This window comes from Streptomyces sp. NPDC093094, from assembly GCF_044754345.1.
Classification (GTDB): Bacteria; Actinomycetota; Actinomycetes; order Streptomycetales; family Streptomycetaceae; genus Streptomyces.
Genome location: NZ_JBIVOX010000014.1, coordinates 174,381 through 192,808 on the forward strand (window position 1 = coordinate 174,381; position 18,428 = coordinate 192,808).

At 73.4% G+C, this 18,428-nt stretch carries 10 protein-coding genes and 1 pseudogene; 9 read left to right on the plus strand and 2 right to left on the minus strand.

From position 1 onward, the window contains the following. The first annotated feature begins 26 nt into the window (after positions 1-26). The 4 genes from ACIQGV_RS28270 (at position 27) to ACIQGV_RS28285 (ending at position 8,114) form a co-directional block, all read left to right on the plus strand. Positions 27-719 (plus strand): GntR family transcriptional regulator, encoded by a 693-nt coding sequence (locus ACIQGV_RS28270; protein ID WP_402499046.1) that lies wholly within the window; start codon positions 27-29, stop codon positions 717-719. A gap of 303 nt (positions 720-1,022) precedes the next feature. Continuing rightward, positions 1,023-2,549, plus strand: a complete 1,527-nt coding sequence (locus ACIQGV_RS28275) for a hypothetical protein (RefSeq protein WP_402499048.1) — start codon at positions 1,023-1,025, stop codon at positions 2,547-2,549. A 31-nt stretch (positions 2,550-2,580) separates the two neighbouring features. Continuing rightward, entirely contained in the window at positions 2,581-3,459 is an 879-nt protein-coding gene (locus ACIQGV_RS28280; RefSeq protein ID WP_402499051.1) for a hypothetical protein, read from the plus strand. A gap of 47 nt (positions 3,460-3,506) precedes the next feature. After that, the gene (locus tag ACIQGV_RS28285) at positions 3,507-8,114 is read left to right on the plus strand and encodes a hypothetical protein (protein ID WP_402499053.1); all 4,608 of its coding nucleotides are present in this window, start codon (positions 3,507-3,509) and stop codon (positions 8,112-8,114) included. Between the two features lie 238 nt (positions 8,115-8,352). Here the strand turns inward: ACIQGV_RS28285 and ACIQGV_RS28290 are convergent, their stop codons facing one another. Then, complete coding sequence (locus ACIQGV_RS28290; protein ID WP_402499097.1) at positions 8,353-9,096, minus strand: IclR family transcriptional regulator; 744 nt, start codon at positions 9,094-9,096, stop codon at positions 8,353-8,355. A 231-nt stretch (positions 9,097-9,327) separates the two neighbouring features. After that, positions 9,328-9,963 carry a hypothetical protein gene (locus ACIQGV_RS28295; RefSeq protein WP_402499055.1) on the minus strand — a complete coding sequence of 212 codons (636 nt, stop codon included), beginning with the start codon at positions 9,961-9,963 and terminating at the stop codon, positions 9,328-9,330. Between the two features lie 416 nt (positions 9,964-10,379). Between ACIQGV_RS28295 and ACIQGV_RS28300 the strand changes: the two genes are divergently transcribed. The 5 genes and pseudogenes from ACIQGV_RS28300 to ACIQGV_RS28320 all read left to right on the plus strand — a co-directional run bounded on the left by ACIQGV_RS28300 (position 10,380) and on the right by ACIQGV_RS28320 (position 18,414). Continuing rightward, a complete protein-coding gene (locus tag ACIQGV_RS28300) occupies positions 10,380-13,319 on the plus strand; it encodes a nitrate- and nitrite sensing domain-containing protein (protein ID WP_402499057.1) in 2,940 nt (979 codons plus the stop codon). After that, positions 13,316-13,753, plus strand: coding sequence for a roadblock/LC7 domain-containing protein (locus tag ACIQGV_RS28305; RefSeq protein ID WP_402499059.1), 438 nt, complete (start codon positions 13,316-13,318; stop codon positions 13,751-13,753). Before ACIQGV_RS28300 ends, ACIQGV_RS28305 begins: the two co-directional genes overlap by 4 nt. A gap of 9 nt (positions 13,754-13,762) precedes the next feature. Continuing rightward, positions 13,763-14,158: a DUF742 domain-containing protein gene (locus ACIQGV_RS28310; protein WP_402499061.1), complete on the plus strand. Its 396-nt coding sequence runs from the start codon at positions 13,763-13,765 to the stop codon at positions 14,156-14,158. Between the two features lie 24 nt (positions 14,159-14,182). Continuing rightward, positions 14,183-17,822, plus strand: a pseudogene (locus ACIQGV_RS28315) (hydantoinase B/oxoprolinase family protein). Next, positions 17,803-18,414 (plus strand): GTP-binding protein, encoded by a 612-nt coding sequence (locus ACIQGV_RS28320; protein WP_402499064.1) that lies wholly within the window; start codon positions 17,803-17,805, stop codon positions 18,412-18,414. The pseudogene ACIQGV_RS28315 and the gene ACIQGV_RS28320 overlap by 20 nt, the downstream one beginning before the upstream one ends. Positions 18,415-18,428: the final 14 nt, after the last annotated feature.

Sequence of the window (18,428 nt, forward strand, 5' to 3'; positions counted from 1 at the left end):
CCCGCGGCTGCGGTTGAATTCCGGGCATGGCGGAGCAGCTGGCCGGACTGGCCGACGACCGTGCCCTCCTGGGCCGCACCAGCACGGCCGAGCGCGTCTCGGACATCCTCAGGAGCCGTATCGCGGAAGGCTTCTTCCCGCCCGGCACCCGGCTGTCGGAGGACAGCATCGGAGGTGCCCTCGGTGTCTCCCGCAACACCCTGCGCGAGGCGTTCCGGCTGCTCACGCACGAACGCCTGCTGGTCCACGAGCTGAACCGGGGTGTCTTCGTCCGGGTGCTCACGGCGGAGGACGTGCAGGACATCTACCGGACGCGGGCGCTCGTGGAGTGCGCCGTCGTCAGGGGGCTGGGGGAGCCGCCTTACGCGCTGGAGGGGCTCACGGAGGCGGTGGCCCAGGGCCGGCGGGCCGTCGCGCAGGACGACTGGAAAGCGCTGGGGACGGCGAACATCCGTTTCCACCGCGGACTCGTCGCGCTGGCGGGCAGTCCCCGCACCGACGAGCTGATGCGCGGCGTCTTCGCCGAGCTGCGGCTCGCGTTCCACGTGGTCGACGACCCCCGGCAGCTGCACGAGCCGTACCTGGCGCGCAACGAGGAGATCCTGCGCGCCCTGGAGTCGGGCGACCGGGACGGGGCGGAGCGGCTGCTGGCGGTGTATCTGGCGGACTCGCTGGAGCGGGTCGCGGACGCGTACGGGCGGCGGGCGGACGTCGTCTGAGACGGGGGCGCCCCGCGACCGGACACCGACCGGGCGCGGGGAGCTCACCGGGAGCTCACGGAGGGCCGCTGGTCCGGGTGCCGGGGTGCCGGGTGCCGGAGCGTCGGCCGGGGTGCCGGGTACCGGAGCGTCGGCCGGGAGCCGGGAGCCGGGAGCCGGGAGCAAGGGGTGCCGGGAGCCGGGGGTGCCGGGAGCCGGAGCGCCGGGTGCCGGGTGGGCGGTCGCGGGCGGGGCACCGCCGGAGCGGGTCCGCGGGTTTCCCGGTTTGGGCCGATGTCAGACCTAGCACCTACTCTGTTCACCGTGACTTCGCCAGCAACGACGGACAGCGTTCCGCCCCAGCTCAGCGCGGGGCCGCGCCCCGCACCGGGCCCGGCCGCCGACGAAGGGCTGGCGCGGCGCCTGCGCGCGCTCGCCTGCACCGCCCCGCTGCACGACCTCGACGCGCGCAAGGCCAACCTCGCCGGCGAGTACTCGGTGTACGGCATGGCGGAGGTGGCCCTCTCGGCCATCGATCTGGTCACCCTCAACATGGACTTCGACACCGGCGCCGACCACGACCAGGTCGTCGCCCGGCTCGTTCCCCGCATCGCCGCCCAGGCCCCGCAGCGCCCCACCGCCGAGCACGAGCGCGTGGCCCGCTGGGTCCTGGAGAACCTGATCAACGTCGGCAGCGTGGACCGCGGCTTCCGCGCGGTGTACGGCACCTTCACCGCGGACGGCACCTACGTCCGCCGGGACTACGACTTCAAGCTGATCGAGGAGGTCCCCGGCCCCGGCGGCAGCGTCTACCTGCGCACGACGGACGAGGCGGTCAACGTCCTTGTCGGCGCCCTCGACACCGACGTCACCAGCGCCCAGATCGCCGCCGAGGTCAAGCTGGAGATCCTGATCAGCCGGGGCCGCCTCGCCGACGCCCAGCTCGCCGCCGAGCAGGCCCGCTACCGCACCGTGCAGTACTCCGAGAGCCTGCGCAGGGCCCTGGAGGCGACCCGCCGCAACGTCCGCGCGGTGGACTGGCTCAACGCCGTGCCGGACATGATCGCCGAAGCGCTGGACCACGTGGCCGACCGCTACCGCCACGAGAACGCGATCCTGACGAACATCCGCAAGGCCCGCGACGAGTCCGAGGACCCCGAGAACAAGCGGCGTGCCGCCGAGCTGGTCGACATAGTCAAGGACTGCATCCGGCGCCACACCCAGCTCCAGTCGCGCCTGCTGGAGGCGGGCCCGCTGTTCCGTGCGGAGCAGGACCGGCAGGCATTCGCCACCCCCATGACCGCCTCCGGGACGGACCTCTACGGGCACCTCTTCGCGCCCGTCCTGCCGCTGCCCCTGGAGCAGGCCGTCCAGGTCACCGACGCCTTCTTCGCGCGGGGGACCGGACTGCGGACACCGGTGTCCGTGCGGGTCGCCGACCTGGTCGACATACTGCTGACCCCGCCGATGGAGCGCGAGCACCTGGGCGCCGAGATGCCCGAGCCGGACCTCATCGCCACGCCGGACGACAGCCGGTTCAGCGACGAGCAGCTGGCCGCGGCCAAGGAACTGCTGGCCCTGCCCGCCGACGCACCCCGCAGACTCTCCGGCCTGCTGGCCGACGCCCGCCGGCAGGACCCCGATCTGCCCTATCTCGTCGCGCTGCTGGCCGTGCACGCGGCGAGCCCCGCGGTCGGCACCGCCTACCGGCAGGGCGAGGAGAAACTGCTGTTCGCCGTGGACGACGGGACCGAACTGGACGACCCCGAGTTCGGCGGCGCCGACCTGATCGTCGGCACCGCCCTGCTGGACGCCGCGGGGATGGCGGCGGACCGGACGGAAGCAGCATGAGAGAGCAAGAGCCGAGCAAGGAGCCGAAGCAGTGACCGAGCACACCGAGTGGAGCGAGCCGGAGCCCCCCGCCGCGCCGGTGACCACCTCCGTCACGCCCGCCGACGCCGCCGACGCGGCCCGGCTCGTCGCCTTCGGACTGCAGCCCAAGCTCCAGCCCGCGCGCGACCAGGAGTACACCGAGCTGCTGCGGCGCCACCGCGAGGACCCGGCGTTCGCGCGGCTCGCCGACGCCGTGGCCGCCGGGCTCGGCCTGATCGTGCTGGAGGTGTCCCCGCGCGCGGGCATGGCCGTCACCGCCGCCGAGGACTCGGTGTTCGCCGTGCGGATGGGCGACTACGCGCGTCGCACCTCGGCCGACGGCTCGGACCGCTTCCTGCACGGACTGGCCCACCTCGCCGTCGCCGTCATGGCGTTCCCCCGGCCCGAGGACCTCGCCGACGACGGCTACATCGGCCGGGTCAGTGTCAACGGCGTCGACGCGTTCGTCCGCCAGGCATGCCGCCGCCTGGAGGAGCGCGCCGAGCAGCAGGGCGAGAACACCGACCCGGCGACCGACGCGCCCGGCCTGGAGGCGGCCTGGCGGATCTGGGCCAGACGCAGCGCCACCGGCGCCACCAAGGACGCCCGCCGCCTCGCCGGATCCACCACCGGCATCGTCGGCAAGGCCGTTGCGTTCCTCACCGACTCCGGCTTCCTCCAGCGCACCGGCGACGACCACGGCGGCACCTACCGCACCACCGCCCGCTACCAGCTCCAGGTCCGCGACATGGCAGGCGCCGCCGCCATGGCCGAACTGCTGGAACTGGGCGTCGTACCGGTCACCGACGGCTCGCCGACGCTGCTGCCCGCCGAGGACGGCGAGGAACTGGAGCTGGTGGCCGACGCCGGGCTGCCCTTCCACTCCTGACGCTCCCGAACCACCGCACCTTTCACGAAGACTGACGAGAGTCCGCCATGTACGAGCTGTCCCGGGTCCGCCTCTACTCCATCGGACCCGCAGGTGCACGTTACGCCGACACCGTGCTTGACCTGCGGGGCGTGGGCGGCGTCGTGCCCGACCCCGCGCCCACGCAGGCGGAGTTCTTCGAGGAGGAGCCCGTCGGCCCGCCGCGCCGCCCCGCGCCCGCCGGTGTGCTGTTCCTGGAGAACGGCGGCGGCAAGTCCGTCCTGCTCAAGCTGATCTTCTCGGTGATGCTGCCGGGTCACCGCAACACCCTCGGCGGCGCCAGCTCCGGCGTGCTGCGCAAGTTCCTGCTCGCCGACGACTGCGGACACGTCGTCCTGGAGTGGCAGCACGTCCTGACCGGCGAGTGCGTCGTCGTCGGCAAGGCCAGCGAATGGCGCGGCCGCCAGGTCTCCAACGATCCCCGCAAGTTCGCCGAAGCCTGGTACTCCTTCCGGCCCGGCCCCGGCCTCACCCTGGACAACCTCCCCGTCGCCGAGTCCACCGCCGTACGGCCGCCCGTGGAAGGCGCCTCCGGAGCCCAGGGCCGCCGCCGGACGATGAAGGGCTTCCGCGACGCCGTCACCGAGGCCGGCAAGGCGTACCCGTACCTGGAGGTGCACTGGGAGGAGATCCACGAGCGCTGGACCGAGCACCTCGGCGACCTCGGCCTCGACCCCGAACTCTTCCGCTACCAGCGGGAGATGAACGCCGACGAGGGCGAGGCAGCCGGCCTGTTCGCGGTCAAGAAGGACTCCGACTTCACCGACCTGCTGCTGCGCGCCGTCACCGACACCCGCGACACCGACGGACTCGCCGACCTCGTCAGCGGCTTCGGCAACAAGCTCGGCCGACGCGCCGAACTGATCGCCGAACGCGACTTCACCGCCGGGTCGGTGGACCTGCTCGGCCGGATCGTCGAGGCCGCCGGGACCCGGGCACACGCGCGTGACGTGCACACCGCCGCCGAACGACGCACCCGCACCCTGGCCCGGCGGCTGTCCGCGCGGGGCGCCCAGGAGCGGATGCGCGCCGCCGACCTCGCCCAGCGGGTCACCGCCGCCGCCTACGCCGTCACCCACTCCGAGTCCGCACGCGGGCGCAGCGCCCTGATCGCCGCCGAACTCGCCTACCGCAACGCCTCGCTGGCGCTCACCGCCGCCGAGAAGTCCGCCGCCGCGCAGAAGCGCGAACTGGCCGACGCACGCACCCTGCACTCCGCCTGGCAGGCCGCAGAGGCCGTGCTGCGCCACCGCGCCGCGGCCGACCGCGTCGCCCGCGTGGCCTCCGCCATCCAGGAGGCCGAGCGGGACGCCGCCCCCGCGCTCGCCGCCCGCACCAAGGCCGCCGGCGATCTCGTCCGGGCCCTGCACGCGGCCGCCGGGAGCGCCGAGAGCCTCGCCAACGAGGGGGAGGAGCGCTCCGCCGCCCTCCAGGAGGCCGGCGACGCCGCCCACCGGGACGCCACCGCGGCCGCCACCGAGGCGCAGCGCGCCCGCAGCGAGGCCGGCCATCTGCGCCAGCGCCTCACCGAGGTCGAGCAGGAGACCGCCGAGGCCGTCCGCGCGGGCTGGCTCGACGACAGCGCGCCCGACGCCGACCCGGCCCGCGCGGCCCTCGCCGCCAGCGACGCCGAGAAGACCGCCGTCGCCGCCTGGGACACCGCCCGCGAGGCATCCCGCCGGGCCGCCGAGCAGGCCCGCGAGACCGCCTCCGCCGAGTCCCGCGCGGAACTGACCGCCGCCCGGGCGACCGACGCGGCCGTCGCCGCCGACCGTGGCCACGACGGCGAACGGCGCACCGCCGAGGCCCTCGCCGCCGAGGAACGCCTCGCCGAACTGCTGGGGCTCGCCGGTCATGACGTGTCCGCGGCAGCGCCCGGGCAGCGTCGCGAGGAGGGAACCTCCCCCGAGGCGGTCCTCGGCGCGGAGGAACTGGACCGGTTCGCCGACGAGCTGCGCGAACTCCTCGACGACGCCGTCTCCTCCGCCGAACGCCAGCTGTTCGAGCTGCGCACCGCCGCCGCCGACGACTCCCGCATCCTCGGCGCGCTCGGCGACGGCGGCCTGCTGCCGCCCGGCCCCGATGTGCTGGCCACCGTCGAATTCCTCGGCGAGCACGGCATCCCCGCACTGCCCGGCTGGCGCTATCTCGCCCAGGCCGTCGACCCGGCCGACCACGCGCGGGTGCTCGCCGCCCGGCCCGAACTCGTCGACGGCGTCATCATCACCGACCCGGCCTCGCACGGGCGCGCGCGTGACGCGCTGAGCGACGCCGCCCTGCTGCCCCGCTCGGCCGTGGCCGTGGGCACGGCGTCCGCCCTGCTTGCGCCGACCCCGGCACCGGGAGCCGGCACCGCGGACGTCTTCCTCGTGCCGCCGAACCCGGCCATGCACGACGAGCACGCCGCCGACGAGGAACGCCGGACGCTGCGCGCCCGGGCCACCGAGCGCGACGAGGAGATCCGCGCGCTCGCCGCCCGGCTCGGCAAGGACCGCGAGCTGGCCGCACGGCTCGCCTCCTGGCGCACCGGCTGCCCGGCCGGACGGCTGCAGGAACTGGCCGAGGCCGCCCGTCAGGCACGCGCGTTCGCCGACGAGAGCGAGGCCGAACTCGCCGAGGTGCGTATCGCGCGCGCCGAGGCGGAGGAGGCCGCCGCCGAGGCCGCCCAGGTCCGCGACGAACGGCAGGAGACCGCGCAGAAGGCACGGCGGGCCGCCGACGCCCTCGCCGGACTCGCCTATCGGCTGCGCGAGCGCGCCGGCTGGCAGGCCCGCCTGCGGGAACTCGCCGACGAGGCCACCGAGTCCGAGGCCCGCGCCCAGGTCTGCCTGGAGCGGGCCCGTGCCGCCGACGAGGACCGCCGCGCCGCCCAGCGCGCCGCCGACGACGCCCGGCGCACCGCACGCGCCCTGCGCGCCGAGCGCTCCGAGATCGCCGGCGCCCCCGACGACGTGCCCGACACCGGCACGGACACCCCCGGGGTGTCCCTGCCCGCCCTGCGTGAGGCGTACCGTGCCGCGTCCCAGGTCTACGAGAAGGTCGGTGTCGGCGCCGACCTGCGCGCCGAGCAGGCCCGCGCGGAGAGCGACGAGAGCGCGGCCCGCGCCGAGCTGGACCGGCTGAGCAACAAGGTCCGCACCCGCGCCGAGCAGCTCCTGCAGTCCCCGGACGGTTCCGACGGTCCCTCCCGGCAGGCGGCCGTCGCGCGCGCCGAGGAGCTGGTGCAGCTCCTGGAGACCCGGATGTCCACCGCCAGCGAGCAGCTGGGCCGGCTGCGCGGCGAGGCCGAGCGGCACGCCCCGGAGGAGGGCGACGCGCACACCGAGCTGCCCGAGGAGATGCAGCCGCGCGACGCCGACCACGCCCAGGCCCTGCTGCGCACCGCGACCGCCGAGCTCGCCTCCCGCACCGAGGCCCTGAACCAGGCCCGCGAGGCGCACGCCGGACTCCTGGAGGCGCACCGCGCCGCCGAGGACGCGGCCGGCGGCTTCGACGAGATCGCCGCGCTGCTGCGCGACCTGCTGCGCGAGCACGCCGCGGAGGAGGAGCAGGAGAAGGCCGAGCCCTATCCCGGCAGCCTGGAGGACGCCCGGCAGTCCGCCGCCGAGGCCCGCCGCTCCCTGCGTGGCTGCGCCGCCGACCTGTCGGCCGCCGAGGGCGCCGTGCGCGAGGCGGGCGACGTCCTCGTGCGGCACGCCAACTCCACCCGTTACGAGCAGGTCCGCACCCCTGCCCGGCAGCAGATCCGTGAGCTGCCCGCCTCCACGCTGCCCGAGCACGCGCAGAAGTGGGCCGACGCCTTCGCGCCCCGGCTCCGCGTTCTCACCGACGAGCTGGCCCAGCTGGAGCGCAACCGCGACTCGATCGTCGACCGGCTGCGCGGACTGGTCGAGTCGGCGCTGGCCACCCTGCGTTCGGCGCAGCGGCTGTCCCGGCTGCCCGAGGGGCTCGGTGAGTGGTCGGGCCAGGAGTTCCTGCGCATCCGCTTCGAGGAACCCGACCAGGCGACCCTCACCGAGCGCTTGGGCGAGGTCATCGACGAAGCGACCCGGGCGGCGGTGAAGAAGAACTCCGACCTGCGCCGCGACGGTATGTCCCTGCTGCTCAGAGGCGTCGCCGCGGCCCTTCAGCCCAAGGGCGTCGCCGTCGAGATCCTCAAGCCCGACGCCGTGCTGCGTGCCGAGCGCGTCCCCGTCGGGCAGATGGGCGACGTCTTCTCCGGAGGCCAGCTGCTCACCGCCGCCATCGCCCTGTACTGCACGATGGCCGCCCTGCGCTCCAACGACCGGGGCCGCGACAAGCACCGCCACGCCGGCACGCTCTTCCTCGACAACCCCATCGGCCGCGCCAACGCGACCTACCTCCTGGAACTCCAGCGCGCCGTCTCGGACGCGCTGGGCGTCCAGCTCCTGTACACGACCGGTCTGTTCGACACGACCGCCCTGGCGGAGTTCCCGCTGGTCATCCGTCTGCGCAACGACGCGGACCTGCGGGCCGGCCTGAAGTACATCAGCGTGGAGGAGCACCTCCGGCCGGGACTGCCGCAGCAGTCCCGGCCGGAGGAGGCGGTGCACAGCGAGATCACGGCGACCCGGATGTTCAAGCGCCCGGTCTGACGATCGCCCGGCCCGACGGTCGCCCTCGGCCGGCTCTGCGCGTCGGACGGAGCCGAGGTGAGGGCGACCGTCGGGCCGTGCCGGGCCGGTCGCCCTCTTCCCCGTCCCTCCCCGCCCTCGTCGCGTACGGCACCGCAGGGACTGTCCCGACGGGCGGGGCGATACGCCGGGCGGGACGACGGGCCCGGTGGCGTGCCGGACCCGATGGCGCACCCGATGGCTCGGGTGTGCGCCTTGATCAGAAGCCGTAGCCCATCCGCCGTGACAGTTCCGCGCCCGCCGCGGCGGTGCGTTCCGCCAGCTCCGGCAGACGGTCCGCGCTCATCCGGTACACCGGCCCGGAGACGCTGACGGCCGCGATCACCTCGCCGTCATGGGCCTTGACCGGCGCGGCCACCGCGGCCAGCCCCAGCTCCAGCTCCTCGACCGTCACCCCGTACCCCCGCTCGATCACGGCGTCCAGCTCGCCCCGCAGGATCGCCGCGGCCGTGACCGTGCGCTCGGTGAACCGCGGAAGCGGCCTCGCCAGCAGGCCCTCCCGCAGGGTCGGCGGCATGTGGGCGAGCAGCACCTTGCCGCTGGAGGTGGCATGCAGCGGAGTGCGTCTGCCGAGCCAGTTCTGCGCCGTGACCGATGCGGTGCCGCGGGCCTGCATGATGTTGACGGCCGCGTCGTCGTCCAGGACCGCGATGTTCACCGTCTCGCCCAGCTCGTCGGCGAGTTCCCGGCACACCGGCACGCCCTCCTGCGAGATGTCCAGCCGCACGGCCGCCGCCCCCGCGAGCCGCAGCATGCCGGCTCCGAGGTAGTACTTGCCGCGCTCCTTCGCCTGCGCCACCAGGCCCCGGTTCTCCAGAACACCGAGCAGCCGGAACGCAGTCGACTTGTGCACCCCCAGCTCGTCGGCGATCTCCGTCACGCCCGCCTCCCCGCGCCGCGCGAGGATCTCCAGGACGCTCACCGCCCGGTCCACCGACTGCACGGCACCCGCGGCGCCCCTGCCGCTCTGCCGCGACGGGCTCTCGCCGTGCTCCTCGCCGACGCCGGACTGTCTCTGCCTGCGGGCCATGACCCAACTCTCACACGCTGTTGCGCACAGCCCACCCTCTTGCGCCATGCGGAACATCAGATTACCCACGGCTTCGACAGCCGGAGAGGCTCGTACGCGCCGTGCCGGGGTGAGACGCAGGAGCTCGTCGCCGGGGTCCGTCACTCAGGAGTGGGAGAGCTGCCCGGCACCGCCGGGCCGGCGTATCCGCTCCTGGGCGCGCGCGACGGCCCGTGCCTGTCGGCGGGTCCGGCGCCGCTCCCGCCGCAGGGCGCGGGCAGTGCTGCTCGGGATGGACACCACGCCGTTGCGCTGGTTCCAGACCTGGCGGGTCACCCAGACGTCGAGCACGCCCCAGGTCGCCGCCACGGTGCTGGCGACGCTGCTGAGGATCATGGGGAACGCCAGCCAGGACCCGGCCAGGGTGCTCAGGAACGCGATCATCGCCTGTATCAGCGTGAGCGCGATGATCAGCACTGCTCGCACCGCCGCCCTGCGCACCGGGTCGGGCAGTCTGCGCCGCGTCGCGGGCTCCTCCACCCACAGCGGCCGGTAGGCGGAACGCCGCACGGTGCTGCCGGTGTCACGGGGGTGCGCGGTGCCTCCGGCCGATGCGTCCCGCATGGCTCCGTCGCGTTCTGCCCAGGTGTCCCGCACCGTGGTGGTGGCCGTGCCGGGCTCGTCCGTCGCCCTTCTCGCATTCCCCGGAAGACCGAGGTCCGGTGCCTTGGCGCCGCCTCGAACCGCGACCCGCGCCGCAGTGCCCCGTCCGGGTGTCTCGCGTCGCTCCGCCGTGCCCATCACCGTGTCACTCCCCACCGCCAGCAGGCGTCTCGATCCGACCCGAAGGCCGTCTCTCCACTGCCTGCCCGGCTTGCGTCAGTTTACGCCGCCGGGGTGCAGGATGCGGCTCCTGTGGCCGATTCCGCCCCCATCTCCCGTATGCATGACGAACGGAGTACCCCGAAGATTCCCGAGCTCCGAAAAATTCCGGCCAATTGGTCGGAGGGCTCGATCACTTCGGGTCTCGCGCACCCTGCGGCTTTCGGGGTGGCAATCTCCCGGAATGGGCGGACAACGCGTCATCTCTCCCCGGCAGTGCGGAAGTTCGGCTTCCGGATGGCTCTTCGAGTTAACTGTGTGTCGGTAGTAGGCTCGCGCCGTTTGTTGACGCACATGTGTGCCCCCTGATGGTGGGGGCCGAGCTGGGGGAGGCCATGCGCTTTCGCGGGAAATCCATCCGCCGGAAGATCGTGGCGCTGCTTCTCGTGCCGTTGCTGTCCCTGACCGCGATCTGGGCCTTCGCCACCGTGATCACAGGGCGTGAGGCGAGTCGCCTGTTCAGCGGGTCGTCCGTCGTCGAGGAGATCGGCTACCCGGCCGAGGACACTGTGCGTGTCCTGCAGGAGGAACGCCGCCAGAGCCTCGCCTACCTCGCCGACCCCCGGGCCTCCGACGCGCTCGCCGCGCTGCGACGCAGCAGGGCCGCGACCGACAGGGCCGTCGCCGAGATCCGGAAGAACGCACAGGATCCCGATCTGCTCGACGCCGTCGGACCGGACACGGACGAGCGCCTCACCACCGTCCTGGACGCCTTCGACGGAATCGACCCGCTGCGCCTCAGCGTCGAGGACGGCACCGTCGACCGGGCCCACGCCCTCGACCTCTACAACCGTCTGATCGACCCCTGCTACGAGCTGCTCGCCGACCTCCAGGTGCTCGACAACACGGAGATGGACAAGCAGTACCGCGCCCTGGTCAGCCTCAGCCGCGCCCGCGAACTCCTCTCCCGGGAGGACGCACTCCTCGGCTCCGCCCTCGTCGTCGGCGAGGTCACCCGCGCCGAGGCCAGGGACATCTCCGACCTCGTGGCCCAGCGCAGCCTCCTCTACGACATCAATCTGCCCCTGCTGCCCTCCTCCGAGCGGGACCGCTTCACCCGGTTCTGGAGGAACGCCACGAGCGCACCTCTGCGCGCCGCCGAGGAGAACGCCGTGAAGGCCAGGTCGGGCCAGCCGCGCGGCGTCACCGTGACCAGCTGGAACGCCGCCGCCGGCAACGTGCTCGACGAGCTCGCCTCCCTCAACGACCAGGCGGGCAACCGCTACCAGGACCGGGTCGGCCCGATCGTGACCGGCGTCATCGTCAAGGCGGTCATCGCCGGCGTCCTCGGTCTCGTCGCCCTGCTGGCCTCCCTCGTCGTGTCCGTGCGCATCGGCCGGGGCCTCATCCGCGACCTGCGTCAACTGCGCATGGAGGCCCACGAGGCGTCCGGCGTCCGCCTGCCCAGCGTGATGCGCCGCCTGTCGGCGGGCGAGCAGGTCGACGTGGAGACCGAGGTCCCGCGCCTGGAGTACGACAGGAACGAGATGGGTGAGGTCGGCCAGGCCCTCAACACCCTTCAGCGGGCCGCCGTCGAAGCCGCCGTCAAGCAGGCGGAACTGCGGGCCGGTGTCTCCGAGGTCTTCGTCAACCTCGCCCGCCGCAGCCAGGTCCTGCTCCACAAGCAGCTCACCCTCCTCGACACCATGGAACGCAGGACCGAGGACACCGAGGAACTCGCCGACCTCTTCCGGCTCGACCACCTGACCACGCGTATGCGCCGCCATGCCGAGGGCCTGGTGATCCTCTCCGGCGCCGCCCCGTCCCGGCAGTGGCGCAAACCCATCCAGCTCATGGACATCGTCCGTGCCGCCGTCGCCGAGGTGGAGGACTACGAGCGCATCGAGGTGCGCCGGCTGCCCCGGGCGGCCGTCACCGGCCCCGCCGTCGCCGACCTCACCCACCTGGTGGCGGAACTCCTGGAGAACGCCACGGTCTTCTCGCCCCCGCACACCGCGGTGCAGGTGCTCGGCGAGCGTGTGGCCAACGGCTTCACCCTGGAGATCCACGACCGGGGTCTCGGCATGGCCGCCGAAGCGCTGCTGGACGCCAACCTCCGGCTCGCCGAGACCCCCGAGTTCGAACTGTCCGACACCGACCGGCTCGGGCTGTTCGTGGTCAGCAGGCTCGCCCAGCGCCAGAACGTGCGTGTCTCGCTCCAGCCCTCGCCGTACGGCGGCACGACAGCGGTCGTCTTCATCCCCGACGCCCTGCTCACCGACGACGTGCCCGACACCAACGGCATCGGTTTCCGCCTCGACCGTCCCCGCACGGCGAAGGAGCCCGACCCGGCGGGAAGCCGCCGCACCGCGCTCTCCCAGGTCCCCGTCCCGCTCCCCGGTCTGTCCGCGGGACTCCTGGACGGACCCGTGGAGCTGGAGGGCCCCGTCGACCTGGACGCCATCGGGGACTTCCCGGGCGCCCTCGGCGACGAGGACAGCGAGCGCGGCGGGCTGTTCCGCCCCCGCCGTTCGATCGCGCGCACGGACACCGACACCAAGGCTTCCGCCACCCCGTACCAGCCCGCCTCCGGACTGCAGGAGGGCGGCGACGGCCGTCCGGAGCCCGAGGACGCCGGCGCACCCGTGCCGCTGCCTCGCCGGCACACCCCGAAGCTCGTCAGCTCCCACGGCCGCCCCGTGACCGGGCAGCGGTCCCGACGCGGCGAGCCGGACGAGGACGCCCCGGCCGCCACCGGGCCGGTCCCGCACGAGCGGGGGCTCCCCGCAGCCGGCCGTCCGGAGCCGGACGGCTCCGCGCCGCTGCCCTCACGCCGACGCACCCCGTCCGCCGCCCGCCGGGGCACCGGACCCGACCGCAGCTGGAGCACGGACCTCCGCAGCGCCGGAAGCGGCCCCCGGGCGAGCACCTCCGCGGACGAACCCGGCGCCCCGTCGCGCGGTGTCCCGGCAGGCACGGCCGATCGGGCTCCGCACGGCACGCCCGCCCTGCCCCGACGCTCCCGCCCGGCCGCGCCCGCGACCGGCACCCCGGCCCTTCCTGTGCGCCCCGCCGACCCCGAGGCGCAACAGACCGGCACCGCGGCGCTGCCCCGCCGGGTCCGGCAGGCCAACCTCGCTCCCCAGCTGCGGCAGGACCCGCAGCGGCGTACCGAGGACGGGGCCGATCCCGCGGACCGCGACGCCGACGAAGTACGCAGCCGTATGGCCTCGCTCCAGCGCGGCTGGCAGCGCGGCCGTGAGGAGAACGCCGCGGGCGACGACGCCCACAGCGGCACAGCACCGCAAGAAACGACTGAGGGGGAAGGTCGATGACCGCACCGAAGGCGACCGGCCACACGGAGACCAACAAGTCCGGTGAGCTCAACTGGCTCCTCGACGACCTGGTGGACCGCGTCGCGAGCATCCGCAAGGCCGTCGTCCTGTCCGGCGACGGCCTGCCGACCGGCGTCTCCAAGGACCTCACCCGCGAGGACAGCGAGCACCTGGCAGCGGTCGCCTCCGGCTTCCACAGCCTCGCCAAGGGCGTGGGCCGCCACTTCGAGGCGGGCAGCGTCCGGCAGACCCTCGTCGAGCTCGACGACGCCTTCCTGTTCGTGACCGCCGCGGGGGACGGCAGCTGCCTGGCTGTCTTCTCGGACGCCGACTCCGACGTCGGCCAGGTCGCCTACGAGATGACCTTGCTGGTCAAGCGGGTCGGCGTGCATCTGGGGAGCACTCCACGCACCGATCTGCCCGCCGGCGGGTAGTGGGATGACATGAGCGCAGACGGTCAGGCACGAAGCCACTGGTTCGACGACGAGGCAGGACCGGTCGTCCGTCCGTACGCCATGACACGCGGCCGGACCAGACACACGGCCCAGCACCGCCTCGACCTGATCGCGGTCGTCGTCACCGAGACCCACGCGGGCGATCCCGAGAAGGATCCGACGCTGTCGCCGGAACACACGGACATCGTCGGGCTGTGCCGGGACACCCCGCAGTCGATCGCCGAACTCGCCGCCGAGCTGGACCTTCCCGTCGGAGTGGTCCGGGTCCTCGTCGGCGATCTCGTCGACCGGGAGTTCATCCATGTGACCCGCCCCGTCCCCCCGGCCGAGCTGCCGGACGAGAGTATTCTGCGCGACGTGATCAACGGCCTCCGGGCGCTGTGAACCGTGCGGAAGCGAGGTGGACAGGTGCCGGGCTGGCAGTTCTGGGTGGACCGGGGCGGCACCTTCACGGACATCGTCGCGAGGCGCCCGGACGGCCGGCTGCTCACGCACAAGCTGCTGTCGGACAATCCGGCGCGCTATCCCGACGCCGCCGTCGCCGGGGTGCGTGAGCTGCTCGGCGACTCGTCCGGGACCGTCGAAGCGGTCCGCATGGGCACCACGGTCGCCACCAACGCCCTCCTCGAACGCAAGGGCGAACGCACCGCCCTCGTCATCACCCGGGGCTTCGGCGACGCCCTGCGCATCGCCTACCAGAACCGGCCGCACATCTTCGCCCGCCGCATCGAACTGCCCGAACTGCTCCACGAACGCGTCATCGAGGTCGACGAACGCATCGCGGCCGACGGCACCCCGCTGCGCGCACCCGACCTGGACGCCCTCGCGAACGCACTGCAAAAGGCGTACGACGACGGCATCCGCGCGGTCGCCGTGGTCTGTCTGCACAGCCACCTCCACCCCGCCCACGAACAGGCGGTGGGCGCGCTGGCGGCCCGTATCGGTTTTCCGCAGATCTCGCTCTCCAGCGAGGTCAGCCCTCTGATGAAGATCGTCCCGCGCGGTGACACGGCCGTCGCCGACGCCTATCTGTCGCCTGTGCTCCGCCGCTACGTCGCCCGGGTCGCCGACGCCCTCACGGGCGTCCGCCTGATGTTCATGCAGTCCAACGGCGGCCTCGCCGAGGCCGGCCAGTTCCGCGGCAAGGACGCCGTCCTGTCCGGCCCCGCGGGCGGCATCGTCGGCATGGCCCGCATGTCGGAGCTGGCCGGGTTCGACCGCGTCATCGGCTTCGACATGGGCGGCACCTCCACCGACGTCTCGCACTTCGCCGGTGGCTACGAGCGCGTCTTCACCACCCGGATCGCCGGGGTACGGCTGCGCGCACCGATGCTGGACATCCACACCGTCGCGGCCGGTGGCGGCTCGGTGCTGCACTTCGACGGGTCCCGCTACCGCGTAGGGCCGGACTCGGCGGGCGCGGACCCGGGCCCCGCCTGCTACCGGGGCGGCGGCCCGCTCGCCGTCACCGACGCCAACGTCATGCTCGGCCGCATCCAGCCCGCCCACTTCCCCGAGGTGTTCGGCCCCGACGGCGACCAGCCCCTCGACGACGCGCTCGTCCGCGACCGCTTCACCGCGCTCGCCCGCGACATCCGCGAGCAGACCGGCGACGACCGCACCCCGGAACAGGTCGCCGAGGGCTACCTGCGGATCGCCGTCGCCAACATCGCCAACGCGGTCAAGCGGATCTCCGTCCAGAAGGGCCACGACGTCACCCGCTACGCCCTCACCACCTTCGGCGGGGCCGGCGGCCAGCACGCCTGCATGGTCGCGGACTCCCTCGGCATCCGCACCGTGCTCGTACCGCCCATGGCCGGACTCCTCTCCGCACTCGGCATCGGGCTGGCCGACACCACCGCCATGCGCGAGCAGTCGGTGGAGGCCGCGCTGGAACCGGCCGCCATGCCCGGCATCCTGACGACGGCGGACGACCTGGAGGCCGCCGCCCGCGGCGAACTCCTCGCCGAGGACGTGCCGGGCGAGCGCATCCGCGTCACCCGCCGCGCCCAGCTGCGCTACGACGGCACCGACACCACCCTCACCGTCGGACTGAGCGAACCGGACGCGATGAGGGCCGCCTTCGAAGAACGCCATCGCGCCACCTACTCCTTCACCCTCGACCGGCCGATCGTCGTCGAAGCCCTCTCCGTGGAAGCCACCGGCATCACCGAACCCCCCGATCTGTCCGCCCTCGCCCCGTACGAGGGCCGCACCGCCGCACCCGGAACCGTCCGCCTCCACACCGGCGGCGCCTGGCGCGACGTCCCCCTGCACCGCCGGGAGGATCTGCCTCCCGACACACCCGTCACCGGCCCCGCGATCATCACCGAGGCCGGTGCCACGACCGTGGTCGACGAGGGCTGGAGGGCCACCGCGACCGACGGCGGGCATCTGGTCATGGAACGCGCGGCGGTCACGCAGAGTTCCCGCGCCGACACGGCGGCCGACCCCGTCCTCCTCGAGGTCTTCAACAACCTGTTCATGTCGATCGCCGAACAGATGGGCGCCCGCCTGGAGTCCACCGCCCAGTCCGTCAACATCAAGGAGCGCCTGGACTTCTCCTGCGCCCTCTTCGACCCCGACGGAAACCTGGTGGCCAACGCCCCCCACATCCCTGTCCACCTGGGCTCCATGGGCACCAGCGTCAAAGAGGTCATCCGCCGTCGCGGCCCGCGGATGCGTCCCGGCGACACCTACGCGGTCAACGACCCGTACCACGGAGGCACCCACCTTCCCGACGTCACCGTGATCACCCCGGTCTTCGGCGCCGCCCAGGACGCCGGCACGGAGAGTGAGCGAATCCTCTTCCACGTCGCCTCCCGCGGCCACCATGCCGAGATCGGCGGGATCGCCCCCGGCTCCATGCCGGCGAACAGCCGCACCATCGACGAGGAGGGCGTCCTCTTCGACAACTGGCTCCTCGCCGAGAACGGCCGCTTCCGCGAGGAGGAGACCCTCCGGCTGCTCACCGAGCAGGCCGCCCACCCCTCCCGCAACCCCATGACCAACCTCGCCGACCTGCGCGCCCAGATCGCCGCCAACCACAAGGGCGTCGAGGAGGTCACCCGCATGATCGAGGACTTCGGCCTCGACGTCGTCCAGGCATACATGCGACACGTCCAGGACAACGCCGAGGAGGCCGTGCGCCGCGTCGTCGACGCCCTCGACGACGGCGAGTACGCCTACGAGACCGACTCCGGCGCCGTCATCCGCGTACGCGTGCGCGTGGATCGCGAGAACCGCTCGGCCACCGTCGACTTCACCGGCACCTCACCTCAGCTGACCACCAACTTCAACGCCCCCTACGCGGTGGTCAACGCAGCCGTGCTGTACGTCTTCCGCACCCTCGTCGCCGAGGACATCCCCCTCAACGACGGCTGTCTGCGCCCGCTGGACATCGTCGTCCCGCCCGGCTCGATGCTCGCGCCCGAGCCGCCCGCCGCCGTCGTGGCCGGCAACGTGGAGACCTCCCAGGCCATCACCGGCGCGCTCTACGCCGCACTCGGCGTCCAGGCCGAGGGCTCCGGAACGATGAACAACGTGACCTTCGGCAACGCCCGCCACCAGTACTACGAGACCGTCGCCGCCGGCTCCGGCGCGGGCGACGGCTTCCCCGGCGCGAGCGTCGTGCAGACCCATATGACCAACTCGCGGCTGACCGACCCCGAGATCCTGGAATGGCGTCTGCCCGTGCGGCTGGAGGAGTTCGCCGTCCGGCGCGGCAGCGGTGGCGCCGGACGCTGGCAGGGCGGCGACGGCGCCGTGCGCCGCATCCGGTTCCTGGAGCCCATGACCGTCTCCACCCTCTCCCAGCACCGCAGGGTGCCCCCGTACGGCATGGCGGGCGGCGAGCCCGGCGCGCTGGGTGCCAACCGGGTGGAGCGTGCCGACGGGACGGTCACCGAACTGGGCGGAAGCGACGCGACGGACGTCGGCCCCGGCGACGTCCTGGTCGTGGAGACCCCCGGCGGCGGAGGCTACGGACCGCCGTCCTCCCACCCCCCATCAAGCAGGAGAAGAGTTCGATGATCTTCGGGCGTTCTGAGCGCTCCACGCCACCGGTCGAGCCCGTCACGCTCAAGATCCTGGTGGCCGGCGGCTTCGGCGTGGGCAAGACCACCCTGGTCGGCGCGGTCAGCGAGATCAGACCGCTGCGCACCGAGGAACTGCTCACCGAGGCGGGCCGCCCGGTCGACGACCTCAGCGGCGTGGAGTCCAAGCACACCACGACCGTGGCCATGGACTTCGGCAGGATCACCCTGCGCGAGGACCTCGTGCTCTACCTGTTCGGGACGCCCGGCCAGGAACGCTTCTGGTTCATGTGGGACGAACTCTCCGAGGGCGCCCTCGGTGCCGTCGTCCTCGCGGACACCCGTCGGCTGGACGCCTGTTTCGCGGCCGTCGACTACTTCGAGCGGCGTTCCATCCCCTTCGTCGTCGGCGTCAACTGCTTCGAGGGAGCGGCCCGTCACCCCGTCGAGGACGTCCGCGGGGCACTCGACCTGGACGACGACGTGCCGGTGCTGCTGTGCGACGCCCGCGACCGGGAATCCGTCAAGGAGGTCCTCGTGGGCGTGGTCCAGCACGCCATGGCCTTCGCGGCCGAACGCCGTGCCGCCGAGGCCGTCACCACCTGAGCCCTCCGCGCCCG